17 protein-coding genes and 1 pseudogene are annotated in these 15,005 nt (G+C 36.2%); 12 read left to right on the top strand and 6 right to left on the bottom strand.

The genetic code is table 11. The features are described from left to right. Positions 1-12 precede the first annotated feature (12 nt). Complete coding sequence (locus BXY75_RS07845) at positions 13-507, top strand: nuclear transport factor 2 family protein (protein WP_245962938.1); 495 nt, start codon at positions 13-15, stop codon at positions 505-507. A 6-nt stretch (positions 508-513) separates the two neighbouring features. On the opposite strand, the gene BXY75_RS07850 is transcribed toward BXY75_RS07845, so the two are convergent. Further along, positions 514-1,131: an L-threonylcarbamoyladenylate synthase gene (locus BXY75_RS07850; protein WP_121907160.1), complete on the bottom strand. Its 618-nt coding sequence runs from the start codon at positions 1,129-1,131 to the stop codon at positions 514-516. Positions 1,132-1,241: 110 nt separating this feature from the next. Here BXY75_RS07850 and BXY75_RS07855 point away from each other — a divergent pair, with 110 nt between their 5' ends. Next, positions 1,242-2,120 (top strand): alpha/beta hydrolase, encoded by an 879-nt coding sequence (locus tag BXY75_RS07855; protein WP_121907161.1) that lies wholly within the window; start codon positions 1,242-1,244, stop codon positions 2,118-2,120. Between the two features lie 33 nt (positions 2,121-2,153). Continuing rightward, positions 2,154-2,516 carry a hypothetical protein gene (locus BXY75_RS07860; RefSeq protein WP_121907162.1) on the top strand — a complete coding sequence of 121 codons (363 nt, stop codon included), beginning with the start codon at positions 2,154-2,156 and terminating at the stop codon, positions 2,514-2,516. A gap of 20 nt (positions 2,517-2,536) precedes the next feature. Here BXY75_RS07860 and BXY75_RS07865 read toward each other — a convergent pair whose 3' ends face one another. After that, positions 2,537-3,808: an NAD(P)/FAD-dependent oxidoreductase gene (locus BXY75_RS07865; RefSeq protein ID WP_121907387.1), complete on the bottom strand. Its 1,272-nt coding sequence runs from the start codon at positions 3,806-3,808 to the stop codon at positions 2,537-2,539. A gap of 124 nt (positions 3,809-3,932) precedes the next feature. On the opposite strand from BXY75_RS07865, the gene BXY75_RS07870 reads away from it, so the two are divergent. Together BXY75_RS07870 and BXY75_RS07875 are read left to right on the top strand one after the other, a co-directional pair. After that, positions 3,933-4,427: an RNA polymerase sigma factor gene (locus BXY75_RS07870; RefSeq protein WP_121907163.1), complete on the top strand. Its 495-nt coding sequence runs from the start codon at positions 3,933-3,935 to the stop codon at positions 4,425-4,427. Positions 4,428-4,434: 7 nt separating this feature from the next. Further along, positions 4,435-5,082: a hypothetical protein gene (locus BXY75_RS07875; RefSeq protein ID WP_121907164.1), complete on the top strand. Its 648-nt coding sequence runs from the start codon at positions 4,435-4,437 to the stop codon at positions 5,080-5,082. A 148-nt stretch (positions 5,083-5,230) separates the two neighbouring features. Here BXY75_RS07875 and BXY75_RS07880 read toward each other — a convergent pair. Both BXY75_RS07880 and BXY75_RS07885 read right to left on the bottom strand, forming a co-directional pair. Then, positions 5,231-6,036, bottom strand: a pseudogene (locus BXY75_RS07880) (lysophospholipid acyltransferase family protein). 104 nt (positions 6,037-6,140) lie between these two features. Further along, the gene (locus BXY75_RS07885) at positions 6,141-6,782 is read right to left on the bottom strand and encodes an NUDIX hydrolase (RefSeq protein ID WP_121907166.1); all 642 of its coding nucleotides are present in this window, start codon (positions 6,780-6,782) and stop codon (positions 6,141-6,143) included. Between BXY75_RS07885 and BXY75_RS07890 the strand changes: the two genes are divergently transcribed. Further along, entirely contained in the window at positions 6,776-7,513 is a 738-nt protein-coding gene (locus tag BXY75_RS07890; protein WP_121907167.1) for a peptidylprolyl isomerase, read from the top strand. The genes BXY75_RS07885 and BXY75_RS07890 overlap by 7 nt on opposite strands. A 143-nt stretch (positions 7,514-7,656) precedes the next feature. Next, positions 7,657-8,271: a MarC family protein gene (locus BXY75_RS07895; RefSeq protein WP_121907168.1), complete on the top strand. Its 615-nt coding sequence runs from the start codon at positions 7,657-7,659 to the stop codon at positions 8,269-8,271. A gap of 572 nt (positions 8,272-8,843) precedes the next feature. Here BXY75_RS07895 and BXY75_RS07900 read toward each other — a convergent pair. Next, a complete protein-coding gene (locus BXY75_RS07900) occupies positions 8,844-9,467 on the bottom strand; it encodes a trimeric intracellular cation channel family protein (RefSeq protein ID WP_121907169.1) in 624 nt (207 codons plus the stop codon). Then, positions 9,464-10,180 carry an RDD family protein gene (locus tag BXY75_RS07905; RefSeq protein WP_121907388.1) on the bottom strand — a complete coding sequence of 239 codons (717 nt, stop codon included), beginning with the start codon at positions 10,178-10,180 and terminating at the stop codon, positions 9,464-9,466. The genes BXY75_RS07900 and BXY75_RS07905 overlap by 4 nt, the downstream gene beginning before the upstream one ends. Before the next feature lie 36 nt (positions 10,181-10,216). Between BXY75_RS07905 and BXY75_RS07910 the strand changes: the two genes are divergently transcribed. From BXY75_RS07910 to BXY75_RS07930, 5 genes are read left to right on the top strand one after another with little or no spacing between them, the layout of a single operon-like run. Then, positions 10,217-11,188 (top strand): stage II sporulation protein M, encoded by a 972-nt coding sequence (locus tag BXY75_RS07910; RefSeq protein WP_121907170.1) that lies wholly within the window; start codon positions 10,217-10,219, stop codon positions 11,186-11,188. Continuing rightward, positions 11,166-12,032, top strand: coding sequence for a hypothetical protein (locus BXY75_RS07915; RefSeq protein WP_121907171.1), 867 nt, complete (start codon positions 11,166-11,168; stop codon positions 12,030-12,032). The genes BXY75_RS07910 and BXY75_RS07915 overlap by 23 nt, the downstream gene beginning before the upstream one ends. Before the next feature lie 3 nt (positions 12,033-12,035). Further along, complete coding sequence (locus tag BXY75_RS07920) at positions 12,036-12,809, top strand: DUF4129 domain-containing protein (protein WP_121907172.1); 774 nt, start codon at positions 12,036-12,038, stop codon at positions 12,807-12,809. Further along, a complete protein-coding gene (locus BXY75_RS07925) occupies positions 12,802-14,019 on the top strand; it encodes a DUF4350 domain-containing protein (RefSeq protein ID WP_170152867.1) in 1,218 nt (405 codons plus the stop codon). The genes BXY75_RS07920 and BXY75_RS07925 overlap by 8 nt, the downstream gene beginning before the upstream one ends. Then, positions 14,006-15,004 carry an AAA family ATPase gene (locus tag BXY75_RS07930; protein WP_121907174.1) on the top strand — a complete coding sequence of 333 codons (999 nt, stop codon included), beginning with the start codon at positions 14,006-14,008 and terminating at the stop codon, positions 15,002-15,004. The genes BXY75_RS07925 and BXY75_RS07930 overlap by 14 nt, the downstream gene beginning before the upstream one ends. The last annotated feature ends 1 nt before the right edge of the window (position 15,005 follow it).

Below are 15,005 nucleotides of genomic sequence, written 5' to 3' on the forward strand. Positions count from 1 at the left end.
CATAACCAAATTTTGAAAGAAAATGATAATATCATAGTTGATTTTTACCAGGCATTCGAGAAATTGGATGCCGAAAAAATGGTGGCCTGTTATCATCCTGATATTACCTTCCAGGATCCGGCATTTGGTGTTCTGAAAGGTGAAGACGCCAAAAATATGTGGCGAATGTTGTGTCATTCTCAGAAAGGCAAAGATTTTCGTGTAAAAGCTTCAGAAATTGAGTGTTCACGCGATAAGGCAAAAGCCAAATGGGAAGCTTTCTATACTTTTAGTCAAACAGGAAGAAAGGTTCACAATAGTATTCATGCAGAATTTGAGATTAAAGACGGTAAGATAATAAAACATGTTGATAGCTTCAACCTATACAGTTGGGCAAAACAAGCGATGGGATTTAAGGGGCTTTTGCTGGGATGGACCGGATTTTTCAGAAAAAAACTCAACGCACAAACTAATAAACTTTTACGAAAATTTATTGCAAACCAAGAGCAACAAAGCAACAAGAAATAAGGGTGACTATATTTCCAGACTCCCCTTACCTTCTCTAACTACGATTGGCTCATCGCCTGTTAGATCGATTACTGTAGAAGCCACATTGTCACCATAACCGCCATCAATTACCGCGTCCACAAGATGTTGCCATTTTTCGTAAATCAGCTCTGGATCTGTAGTATATTCTATCACTTCATCTTCATCCCTAATTGATGTAGAGATAATCGGATTTCCCAAACCTTCAATTATTGCCTGCACTATGGAATTGTCCGGCACTCTAATCCCGACTTCCTTTTTCTTTTTGAAGACAGTAGGGAGATTATTATTTCCGGGTAGGATAAAAGTATAAGGTCCCGGTAGAGCCCGTTTTAGTAGCTTAAAGGTGGCTGTGTCTATTTGTTTTACATAATCGCTTAAATTACTTAGATCCCTGCACACAAATGAAAAATTGGCCTTTTCCAATTTTACACCTCTTATCTGAGCCACTTTTTCCAACGCTCTGGTATTGTTAATATCGCAGCCCAGGGCATAAACTGTATCACTGGGGTAGATTATTACTCCTCCTTTTTTGAGGATATCTACCACTTTTTTCACGTCCTTCGGATTAGGATTTTGTGGGTATATTTTAATAAAATCAGCCATTATTTATCATTTGACATTTAAAATTAGTCGTTTTTTTCAGATATTCATCTCATATCGCGATTCATTAACATAAATTCCCTTTTTTTACGTTATCTGAAAAAGTATTTGCTATGAGTAAGAAGGTTTTCTATGTATTATTTGGAATAATTTTATCAAGTTTATTTGTTTTTTGTTCTTCTGAAGATGACTCTCCCATAGTCAATCAGCAACCACTGGAGGCCGAAATACTTTTAAATGTTTCTTACGGAAGCCATGCGCAACAGAAATATGATTTGTATTTGCCGGCAGATCGAAAATCGAATAAAACTAAAGTAATTGTTCTTGTTCATGGCGGTGGCTGGACTGAAGGTGATAAACTAGATATGGATGGTTATATCACGCTTATTCAGGATAATCATCCTGATCATGCAATCGTAAATATTAATTATGTGCTTGCTACGCTCACATCTCCTGCTTTTCCTAATCAATTTCTAGACCTTCAAAGCGTTATAAATAAACTCACAACTGAAAAAGAAAGTCTCCAAATCGATCCGGAATTCGGACTAATAGGTATCAGTGCAGGAGCTCATATCTCTTTGATGTACGACTATGTTTATGACACAACAGATAGCGTTAAGTTTGTTTGTGACATTGTGGGACCTAGTGATTTTACTGATCCGTTTTACACAAATAATCCTAATTTCCCCATATTACTAAGTTTGTTGGTAGATGAAAGTGCGTATCCCAGTAATACGAATTTCGCCGAAGCTACAAGTCCCGTATATCAGGTTTCAAGTAGCAGTAGTCCTACCCTCATGTTTTATGGGAATCAAGATCCTTTAGTTCCATTGACAAATGGGCAAAATTTGGATATCGCCTTGGATGCAGAAGGAATTACCAACGACCTAACTGTTTATAACGGGGGTCATGGTAATTGGGATACAGCCAGTTTATTAGATGTTCAATTACAATTAAGTACGTTTATCGAAACGCATTTGCCAATACAGTAAGGATAAATAATCTTCAAACTAAAATCTATTATTATGAAAAATGATCTTTATACTAAGACCATACTAACCGTTATTGCTATTTGTTTAACACTTCAAGTAGTGAAAGACCTTGATTTAATTCCTTCAGCTTATGCTTCGGAAGGCAATAATACTGCAGATAAAACTTCAGAATACAGACTCGTTCCGGTTAATGAGTTCAATACTATGGATGTGAGAATCGTTGACATTAATACCTACGATGAGCTAAATGTAAATCTGAAAAGCGTCGATACCTACGACGAAGTAAAAGTGAACATTAAAAGCATCGAAACTTCAGATGAACTGGATATTAACATTGACGAGATTGGCGGAGGTTTTGTGACTAGCGGCGGTCCTATTAAAGTTAAAATAGAGTAGCGAATCTTTCCGAAGAAAAATTAATTCTTCTTAAACGGCCTTATGATCAATCGAGCAGCACGATCGTAGTTGATATAATTATACGTCCAATTAAAGAAAGTGATCACCTTATTACGGAAACCTACCAGAGACCAAAGATGCACAAACATCCAAATGAACCAGGCAAAGGCACCTGAAAAATGAATCTTTTTGATATCACAAACAGCTTTATTCCTTCCAATTGTGGCCATAGATCCCTTATCTAAATAGGTAAATTGCTCCATTTCTTGACCAAGTAAAAGCTTCTTAAAATTCTTACCTAAGAGTTTTCCTTGTTGGATAGCCGGTTGCGCCACTTGAGGGTGCCCCTTCGGAAAAGATTCAGTTTCCATAAGAGCAATATCACCAATGGCGAAAATATTTTTGAATCCAACAATACAATTGAAGCGATCAACCTTATAACGATTTGCTTTTTCTACTAAGGAATCACTATCAATACCTGCTATCGGAGCACCGGTAACACCTGCCGCCCAAATAAATGTTTCTGTTTCGAAGGATGCGTCGCTTGTAACAACTGTTTTACCATCATAATCCTTGATAAAAGTATTTAGATGAATTTGCACTCCTAATTTCTCAAGAAACTGCTGAGCATTTCGGGATGATTTCGCACTCATAGGGGGAAGAACTCTGTCACCACCTTCAATAAGATGTACAAACATTTCTTCTTCCTCCAATTGCGGATAATCATTTTCAAGGATTCCTTTTCTGAATTCTGCCAATGCTCCGGCCAATTCAACACCTGTAGGTCCTGCGCCTGCGACGACAAAATTTAACAATCTCCGTCTTTCGGAAGGATCATCTGTCATATCGGCTTTTTCAATATTTTGAAGAACAAGGCTTCGGATGTTTAACGCCTGCGGAATTGTTTTCATAGGCATGCTATGAGTTTCAATGTTTTTGTTTCCGAAGAAATTAGTTTTAGTACCTGAAGCAATCACTAAATAATCAAATTTCAGATTCCCGATTGAAGTTTCTAAAGTATTGTTGGCTGTGTCTATATGCTGTACATCGGCCATTCGAAAATGAAAATTCTTTGACTTTCTAAATACCTTCCGAAGCGGATAAGCAATAGAATCGGGTTCTAAACCCGCAGTGGAAACTTGATACAGCAACGGTTGAAACGCATGATAATTATGTTTATCGAACAGAACGATTTGAACATTTAATTTTCGCAACCTTTGAATTAGTGAAATACCGGCAAAACCACCTCCAATTACTACAATTCGAGGCATCTGAGTGTGAGGAATATTCATATTGAAATCTTGTAATACAAAATTACCAATTGTTGTGTTAACCATACCAATTTTGGTTAATTTTTAAGACTTTTGTAACAATCATTTCCATTAGGCTACTAATGCCATAACCAACAATCAATCATTGAACAAAGAACTCGAACATAGTTTCGTAACTCAGCTGGAGGAGAATCAGAATATTGTGCACAAGATCTGCAGGTTATATACAAATAACAGCGATGCGCATAATGATCTGTTTCAGGAAATTACCATCCAATTATGGAAGGCATTTCCAAAATTTAGAGGGGATTCGAAATTTAGTACCTGGATGTATAGAGTAGCATTAAATACGGCTATTACACTATACAGAAAATCTAAGCGTAGAGTAAGGACTCAAGATTTTGAAAGTGTAAGTTTTAAAATTAAGTCTGTAGACTACGATGACACTGTTGAAGAGCAACTGAAACTGATGTATAGTGCTGTTAAGAATTTGAATGATATTGATAAGGCGTTAGTGTTTTTGTATTTGGAAGACAAATCATATCGGGAAATATCTGAAACATTAGGTATATCAGAAGTTAATTCCAGAGTAAAAATGAACAGAATAAAGAAAAAATTGAGAACAATTTTAAATCCGTAAACCCCCAATGGATAATTTAGAACTTTTAAAAAAGCAGTGGCAATCAAGGGAACAAGAGCTCCCAAGGCTGTCTTATAAGGATATTCACCAGATGCTGCTTAAAAAATCCTCTTCCATCGTAAAATGGATCTTTCTCATTAGTATTGGTGAGTTATTGTTCTGGACGATTCTCGCTTTTTTTGTGCCAGAATCAAGCAAAGAGATTAATAATGGGATTGGGTTAAAAACAACCTTTCTGGTGATAAACATTATTCATTACTGCATTTTTGCCGTGTTTATTTATTTATTCTACAAAAACTATCGAGGAATTAAAATAACAGACACCATAAAGGATCTGATGAAAAGCATTTTAGACACCCGTAAAACAGTGAAGTATTTCGTGGTCTATAATGTTGCAGCTTCGGTCTTACTACTCATTGGTGTGAACTTATTCTATTACACCAAAAAAGAACAGTTATATCAATTAATGGTGGAAAATTATGAAGGTTATGCCTCCATTCCACCGGATAGTTTTACTTCTGTATTTTTTGTTAGTCAGTTAATAATTGGTGCCATATTTATTGGGCTTATCATACTTTTCTACCGTATTGTGTATGGAATATTAATGAAAAGACTGAGTCGAAATTATAATGAACTTGAGAAAATCGAGGTCTAGATTTAGATGTTAGATTAATGATATTAGACACAAGAATTAAGAATTAAGAAATTTAAAAGAATAGCTTCCACACCCTTTTCTAAATTAGGAACTTTTCTTGCTAAGCTGAATTATAAAAAATTTGGAATTTGGAATTTTAACAAATTCACTAGTATCTCCACTCACGGTCTTTATTGAGTTCTTCCTGAGTTTTAATTTCTTCGGAAGGGATTACTTTTAAGAAAGATGGGTGTTGTTCGATAGCGTATTCCAGTTGTTCAACGATAGCATCTACCGTATCATTTTCATAGTCAATTTTCAAAGGCGCTTTAATCTCCATTGATTGTAGAATTCCTTTCTTTTTTGTCCGTAAGCCTTTTTTGTCGAACGACCTTCTAAAACCATCGATTACGATTGGCACCACTATGGGTTTATTCTTTTTAATAAGGTGTGCTGTTCCTCTACGTATAGGTTTCCATGGTTTTGTAGTTCCTTGTGGAAAGGTAATTACCCAGCCATCATTTAAGGCTTTAGTAATGCTACTAACATCGCTCATTTTTACCTGTCTATTTACTTCTTTTCCTTCCGCTCTCCAGGTACGCTCGATACTCACTGAACCTGCATAAGCCAGGATTTTAGGTAAAAGTCCGGACTGCATGGTTTCTTTAGCAGCAACAAAATAAAGGTTCAATTTAGGCTTCCATAAATACCCAATATTCTTAATATTGTCTTCTCTTCCACTCAAACTCGCATTAAAAACGTGGAACATAGCAACTACATCCGCAAAATAGGTTTGGTGATTGGAGACAAAAAGAACATTAGTTTCCGGAAGCTCTCTTAGAATTTCACTACCATCTATCTGCAACTCATTAAACCCCTTGAATCTTCGATGAGTCAAAGACCCTAAAATTCGAATAAGCCAAAGTTTAACAAATATTATATGTCCGAATGGATTTTTTTTTTAAAAAGCCCCATGTAATTTATATTCAATTGTCAGCAGAGTGTCGGCGCTACTTTAAAGCACATCACAACCCTATAAACTGATATCCCTAAGGCTGTAAATATACAAAATATAGCGTTTACAGCAGTTGTTTTAGTAATTCTCGTACTTCGCTAAGCATCATTGCAGTAGCTCCCCATACAACATGCCCGTTAAGTAAAAATGCAGGAACATCGATATCAGTTGCGTACGATGTAGACAACACTTTTGTTGTGAGAACAGCGTCATCCATAAAATGATCTAAAGTAACTTCTACGAGTTCTTCTACCTCATCTTCCTGTAATACAAATTCTGGTGTAGTAGTGGTTATTCCTATGAAAGCTTGCACAAAAAAATTGCTGGGCGGAATGTAAATTTCTGTGAGTTCCTTTAAAACATTTACTGCCAGACGAGGCACGCCTATCTCTTCTTCAGTTTCTCTTAAGGCTGTATCCGTTAAGTTAGCATCTTCATCTTCTACTTTACCTCCAGGGAATCCAATTTGAGCCGAATGAACCCCTTTATAAGTTTTTCTTAGAATTAACGCGAGCATTGCTTCATTCTTTGCATTCGGATAAAATAGTGCTAACACTCCTGCTTTTCTAGCTGTATTCTTTTGTCTCGCCTGATCTTTAAGTTCTAGAAGTCTTTCGACCGGAGCCATTTTTAATTGAATGGCTTCTCCGGGTAACTCCATTTTTGCTATTTTTACAATCCGATTTTCAAATTCTTCAAATGTCATTCAGCTACAATTTACTATCGATTTCTTTCGCTTTACTCCTTGTCTTCGCCTCTTGTGAAGATAATAAAAAGTCTTCCGAAGCAAAAACAAAGGCTGCAAATGTAGCTGTTACCGATACCATTTCAGAAAAAAACAACTCAGAAATAAAAGACGATAAAAAGCTTCCCGATTTTCCGAAAATTACTGAAGAAAATGCGGTAGAATTTTTTACTAAATACGGAAAAGAAAACCCTGAAACAAAGGTGTTAATCACAACGCAATATGGCGGCATTGAACTAGAATTGTACCAAGACACACCATTACATCGCGCCAATTTTATCTATTTGACGAAGCGAAAATATTTTGATGGCACCTTCTTTCATCGCGTGGTTCCTAATTTCATTATTCAGGGTGGAAATAGTGATTTACGCTCTACACCAGAGAAACGAGCAGACATTGGAAAAGACTATCTAATCCCGGCCGAATTGAAAAACGGTCGAAAACATAGCTATGGATCTATTTCAGGAGCCAAAGAGTATCGTGAAAATCCGGATAAAAATTCGATTCCTTTCGAGTTTTTCATTTTTCTGGGACCGCAAACGTCGACAAGTCATCTAAACGGAAATTATACTGTCTTCGGAAAAGTGGTTAAAGGTATGGACATTGTCGAAAAAATCGCAGATCTTAAAACCGGAAAATTAGATGACTGGCCACTTCAAAATGTTTATATACAAGTTGAAATTTTAGAGTAAGCACTTATTAATAGATAAAAGTTGATTTTTTAGTACCCCTATCTATAGTTGTGAGTAATTTTTTACTGAACATTTTCTCTATAAAGCCGAAAAGACTATGCAAAATATTTAATTTTATTGATTCAATAAATAAGGCTTATTAAATGAATGAGATTATAACGACAATTCTTTTTTTAGTTGCAGTAATTGATCCTTTAGGTTCAGTTCCCGTTTATTTAGAAGCAACAAAACAGTTAAAAAAAAGTGATAGAAAACGAGTAGCTATTAGAGCTTCCATAATTGCCTTTTTTATACTTTTAATTTTTATAGTAGTTGGACAAATCGTTCTTGACGGTATGGATGTTTCACTCGATGCCTTTCAAATATCAGGTGGTGTAATTTTATTTTTATTTGCTCTTACCATGATTTTTGGAGATGGAAAGCCGGAATCTGAAAAACATTTAATAAAGGACTATAAGCATGTTACCATATTTCCTGTAGCTATTCCTTCTATTGCATCTCCCGGTGCAATTATGGCTGTAGTATTATTAACTGATAACAACTTATATACCATTCAACAACAAGCCATTACTACTATCTTAGTTTTTGTAGTAATTGCAGTTACGTGTTTACTGCTTCTTATAGCTAATAAAGTAAAGGAAAGTGTTGGAGATTATGGAATTACTGTGGTTAGTAAGATTATGGGACTTATTTTAGCGTCATATGCGGTTCAAAGTATACTATCAGGTTTGAAAGGTTTCTTTGTAGTTTTGGAATAAAAAACTACACAACCGTGTATAGTGTTAATAGCTTGTTCGGTACTAAAGTTAGAATTTGAATAAATATTTAGCTAGATTGATTCTCGAAATAAGCCAGATTAGCCTGTCTTACAGAGTGTCACGCAGCTTTAGACAATTGAGTCGAAACGAGATCTGGTGGCTGGAGCTGCTTCAAGCTGAACGTTCCGCCGAGCCCTACAAACATTGTTCAAACCTCTTAGCAAAAAAACAAATTTTAAGTAATCTATTGCGCTTATGAAGCCTAATGGTTCACTTTTATATTTGGTGTTGTACACATCATAAAAAATCCAAATCTTTATTACTTGATTATTTGAAATTGGAGAATTTCAGACAGCTTGTATCTTGAAAAAGTGCAAGCTGTTTTTTCTAATGAGAACGCATGTGAATTGAAATGGCGCGGATTTGAATTGATACTTGTAGAGCACTCAAAATTATTTCACCTTTGAAATAGAAAATTGTTTAAAAAAGAAGAATATGAGGTAATCTGGAGCTGCATTAGCCAAGGTTGCCTTTTTCTTTTACTTCGGAATTCGGAATTTAAAACTTTTCAGCTATTCTTCAGACATTTCTTTCTTCGAATAAATGCTTGGAAGTGACAATTTAAACGTAACGGCCAAGATGCGTATAATGATCACTATAGACCCGGAAATAATAACTATAAAATCTTTAGAGAGTGACGTTTTCAGAAGTAAAAAATATACAGTACCTCCTAAAATACAAGCAGTAGCATAAATTTCTTTTCTGAAAATCACAGGTATTTCATTACACAATATGTCACGAATTACACCTCCAAAGCAAGCGGTCATCGTACCTAATGCTACACAAATTAATGGTGGGAATCCAGCCGCAATGCCTTTCTCCACTCCTACAATCGTGTATAACGCAATCCCAATGGTATCGAACAAAAACAAGGATTTTCTTACATATCCCAACTTTTTTCTGAAAATTACTGCCACCACCGCAGCTCCAAATATCACATACACAAACGTTAGATTTCGCATCCAGGTAATATTGGCGTCGATCAAAAGATCACGTAACGTTCCTCCTCCTGCCCCCGTGACAAAGGCAATGATCAATATCCCAAATGGGTCCATTTTCTTCTTTAATGCAGTTAGCACTCCAGAAATTGAAAACGAAATGGTTCCTAAAATATCTATAATTAGAAATAAACTCACATGTTCCGGGTATAATAGTTATAATCTTTAATCACCTTGTCAATAAACACAACTGGTTTCTCATCAAAGTTAACCTCCATCATCTTCGCAACTTTTTCGGAAAGACGAAGAATGACATTGTGATTTCCATTGTATCTCGACTGATTATAAAGATTCTTAATCGTTTGTATTTCCGAATCCTTAAAAACAGTCACTTGTGGGTATTTAGGAATGTAATCATCGGGTATGTCGGTAAGTATCGTCTGTGATAAGCTAATTGTCTTCTTTTCTGTAATTACCGTTGTAGTGGCCGCAATATCGCCTAATCGCTGGCCTTTTCCATTCAACAATATAGAAAATAAAGCAATAGCACCGCTAGAAGCCGTAACGTCAATTATTCGCAACAACCAACGAACCATAAAATTTGAAAAAGCAGGTTTTGTACCATCCAATTTTACAACCCTCAATTTCATAACTGCCTTTCCCGGACTGCGACCATCCCAGAACATCTCCCAAAGTAAATGATATAAAAATATTGGTAAGCCAATAGTAATTGCGGCTATCATATAATTATCATCCGATATTGATAATTGCGAATACAACACTGAAACAATTATCACATAGGTAGCGATTATTAGACCGTCTATTAAATAAGCCAATATGCGATCGCCCACATCTGCAACATTTTGGATAATGTTGACATTTTGAGCTGTTTCTATTTGAAATTTATCCATTAAATCTGTTTCTTTGAGGCTAAACAACTTCAGTTTATGCGCGAAGCTGCTTTTGCCAAGCAAAATAAGGATAAATGGTTAAGATTTGAAAATGTTCTACGGAATAATATGCAAACAAATCCGGATGAACTTAGTGCGCTCTATATTGAAATCACAGATCACCTGAGTTATGCCCGCACTTTTTACCCGAAAAGTAACACCTTACACTACTTAAATGGCCTTTCGGTACTGGCACATCAAAAGATATATAAAACCAAACGTGAGTCTAGAACACGATTTATCACTTTTTTCACCAAAGAATTTCCATTGTTTTTTTCACAATACCACAAACAACTATTAATTGCCTTCTGTACATTTCTGTTATTTTCTATTGTAGGGGCCTATTCTGCCGCTTCCGATGGAAATTTCGTTCGCTTAATTCTGGGAGATGGCTATGTAAATATGACGCTCGACAATATTGAAAAAGGCGACCCTATGGCTGTCTATAAAGAAATGGGAGAGCTGAACATGTTCTTAGGTATTACCATAAATAATATTCAGGTTGCTTTGTATGCCTTTGTTTATGGGCTTTTTTTAAGCCTGGGCACGCTGTTTATCCTAATGCGAAATGCCGTGATGCTAGGATCTTTTCAATACTTCTTTCATGATCAAGGACTCCTTTGGGAATCGGTGAGAACGATCTGGATACATGGAACTATTGAGATATCGGTAATCATTATTGCCGGATGTGCAGGCCTGGTTTTAGGAAATAGCATCCTGTTTCCGGGTACCTACACGCGATTACAATCATTTATTCGAGGTGCCAAAGATGGCCTTAAAATAATGCTGAGCACAGTTCCATTCTTTATCATTGCAGGCTTTCTGGAAGGTTTTGTTACCAGACATACCGAAATGCCAGACTGGCTTGCTATTTTGATTATAGGAGGCTCGCTTTATTTAATTTTGTATTACTACATATTTTATCCAATTAAACTTAAAAAAAGAAATGAACGAATTCATTCAATTTAAAAAACAACGTGATCTCGGTGAGATGCTTACGGACACATTTAAGTTTATTAGGCTTAATTGGAAACCACTTTATGGCCTTATTTTTAGAATTGCAGGTCCTGCCCTATTACTGGTGTTATTTGCCTTTATCTATTATATGCAGTCTACCTTAGGAAGTTTCGATTTTTTATCGGCACAAACTGATCTGGGGATGTTCTCTGCTAATTTTTTCATTTCCTTTTTATTATTAATGGCATCTGGGGTTGCTTTTTATGCTTTACTCTATGGAACAGTACTTCACTATATAAAATCCTATGTGAACAATGAAGGGGTCGTTAGCGAAGCTGAAGTTAAAGCAGGTGTCAAGAAAGATTTTTGGGGTCTTATCGGACTTGGTTTTCTAACCGGACTTATCATCGCTTTTGGACTTATTCTTTGCTTATTACCGGGAGTCTATTTAGGAGTGGTATTCGCTTCAGCCTATGCGGTCCTCGTAATTGAAAAACGTAGTGTAAGTGATACGATCAGCTATTGTTTCGATCTTATCAAAGGGGAATTCTGGATGACTTTTGCCACGCTCTTAGTGGTTTTTATATTGTACTATATAATTATATTTATATTTCAAATGCCCCAGTATATCTACTTCTTTATCAAGTCCTTTACAATGAATGAGCAGATTACCAGTGATCCCGCCGCTTTGTTCGATGGGATTTATATCGCCCTAAACGCGGTTGCGATGATCGCTCAATATCTGGCATATACCCTAATCGTTATCTGCACTGTTTTTGTTTATTATAATCTGAATGAAAAAAGGAACTTTACCGGTACTATTGAAGCTATCGACTCGCTAGGAAAAGAGGAATAAGTTATGCATAGATTCATTTTTCTTTGTCTTATACTTCTTTTTTCTTCGGAAGGGTTTTCGCAAGATACTATTCTTCCATTAGAAGGACGATTAGTGCGTGACGACTTGGATAGTGATGTTGTCCCCATAGAATTTGATCAGGATAAAATTGAGGCATATAAAAAGGATGAAGCCTTTAATTATGTAGAGTTGCAGCAAGTGGAGAATCCCTGGGAGCAGTTCAAATCATGGCTAAATGAATTATGGCATCGCTTCTGGAGATGGTTATTCGGGGATTTTGAAGGCAATGGATTTACAGCCTTCCTCGTTCGCATCATTCCATACATTATTATTATAGGAGTCATTGTTTTTGTAGGGTGGCTATTTTACAAACTTAATCCCGGGAGTCATTTATTAAAATCTAAGGACAAACCAGAGGTCTTTTTTACCGAAGAAGAGGAGATTATTAAAACCAAGGATATTAAAAAACTCATTCAGAAAGCCTTGGATGCTAATGATTATAGACTGGCAGTTCGATATTATTATCTTTTTATTCTGAAAAAATTGAGCTCTGCTGAATTAATTTCGTACGAATTTGATAAGACGAATAACGACTATATCTCTGAAATGAGTGTGACCGTTACTACTTCTGAAAACATTAAAAACAATTTCAGAAAAGCAACAAATATCTATGATTATATCTGGTACGGTAACTTCCTGGTAACCGAAACAGATTTCAGAAAAGCACAACAAACTTTTACGAACCTGGAACATCAAATACCAAAAGCAGTTGACTAAGCTTCAGAAGATATTATTTGGAATATTCCTGCTACTGCTGGGCACGTTGGTGTATCTGGAAGCTACTAAACCACAACCGGTAAATTGGTTTCCAAGTTATACAAAAACCGATAAGATTCCACTGGGAACCTTCGTTTTGCATGATTTATTGACTGAGAACAGCAATCTTGAAGTAATTGAAGAACAGAGTCCGCCATTCGAAGTTTTGAAAGATTCAACTGTTTCCGGGACCTATGTCTTTATCAATAATGACCTTAATTTCGACAAAATTGAAGTTGAAAAATTGCTCAATTGGGTCGCGAAAGGAAATACTGTTTTTGCTTCTGCTAATTACCATAGTCAATTTTTAAAAGATACCCTTCAATTAGAAACACAAGCAGCATGGCTTCCAAACACTATTGGCAGTGAACCACTAATGAATTTAATTAATCCTAAGTTAAAGTCTGAAAAACCTTTCAGAATAGAAAGAAATTTAAGCGTACGTTATTTCGAAAAAATCGATACCTTATCTCAAATCGCACTTGGGGTTTCTCAAATTTATAATGATACATTAAGCATTGCTATTCCTAACCTTAACTTTATAAAGGCTCCCGTAGGCAAAGGAGCATTTTACCTGCATTTACAACCTGAGATTTTTTCGAATTACTTCTTACTTGCTGAAAATAATGCCGATTTCACTAAGAAGGTTTTATCGTATATTAATGATGATAAAATGTTGATCTGGGACAATTATTACAAATCTGGGAAACCCATAAATGTATCGCCATTGCACATTCTACTTAATAATAAATATTTAAAATGGGCCTACTATTTTGTTCTAATTGGAGCACTACTCTTTATCCTTTTTGAAGGAAAGCGCAAGCAGCGAAGTATTCCCGTGGTTCCGCCACTCACCAATAAAACCTACGAGTACACACGAACTATTGCCGGAATGTATCTCGATAAGAATGAAAACCACGAAATTGCAAAAAAACAGATTGCTCTTTTCATGGAATTTATAAGAACAAGAATGAGAATTCAAACTGATAAACTTGACAAACGCTTTTTTGAATCGGTGGGATCCCGAAGTGGCAATACAGAAGAAGCTACTGTAGCTCTCTTTAACTTTATCCAAAAAGTGCAAAGTCAACAACATACAGAAAAAGAAGAACTGATTAAACTATACCACCTTATTACAGATTATAAAAAGAAAATTGATGGAAAATCCTGAATTACAGAATGACGAATTACACTTTAACAACCGTATTCCACTGGAAGAACTCAAAACGGCGGTAAATGCAATAAAATCCCAATTAGCAAAGATCATCATTGGTCAGGAGGATTTTATTGAATTGCTAATTGTGAGCCTTTTAGCAAACGGACATGTGCTTATCGAAGGGGTCCCCGGAATAGCCAAGACCATCACGGCCAAGCTTTTTGCGAAGACTTTAAAAACAGATTTCAGCCGAATTCAATTTACCCCTGATCTCATGCCTAGTGATGTATTGGGAACCTCGATACTAAACATGAAAGCATCTGAATTTGAGTTCAAAAAAGGGCCTATTTTCTCAAATGTGATTCTTATTGACGAGATCAATAGAGCTCCGGCGAAAACCCAGGCTGCCTTATTTGAAGTAATGGAAGAGCGCCAGATCACTATGGACGGTGTACGTTATATAATGGAATACCCTTTTATGGTATTAGCTACTCAAAATCCTGTAGAACAAGAAGGTACCTATGCCCTACCTGAAGCTCAGTTAGACAGATTCCTCTTTAAAATAAAAGTGGGTTATCCAACGCTGGACGAAGAGGTAACCATTCTAAAAACGCATCACGATCGCAAACAGGTTATGCCTCAGGATGCGATTGAAGGAATTTTAACGCCGGACGATTTGAAGAAATTCAGAATGCAGGTTCAAGAGATCTTGATAGAGGATAAAATCTTCAATTATATCGCTCAGATTGTCGATAAAACCCGAAACCATCCGCATTTATATCTTGGAGGATCGCCTCGGGCGTCTCTTGCCATCATGAACGCCGCCAAAGCATACGCGGCCATCAACGGAAGAGATTTTGTTACTCCAGATGATGTGAAGCGTACCTTGGCACCTGTGTTGAGACACCGTATAATTTTATCTCCTGAACGTGAAATGGAAGGCATGACACCCGAAGCAGTAATAGAAATGATTGCCCATTCGATCGAAATACCTAGATAGT

Origin of the sequence: Ulvibacter antarcticus (genome assembly GCF_003688405.1) — a bacterium.
Taxonomy (GTDB): Bacteria; Bacteroidota; Bacteroidia; order Flavobacteriales; family Flavobacteriaceae; genus Ulvibacter; species Ulvibacter antarcticus.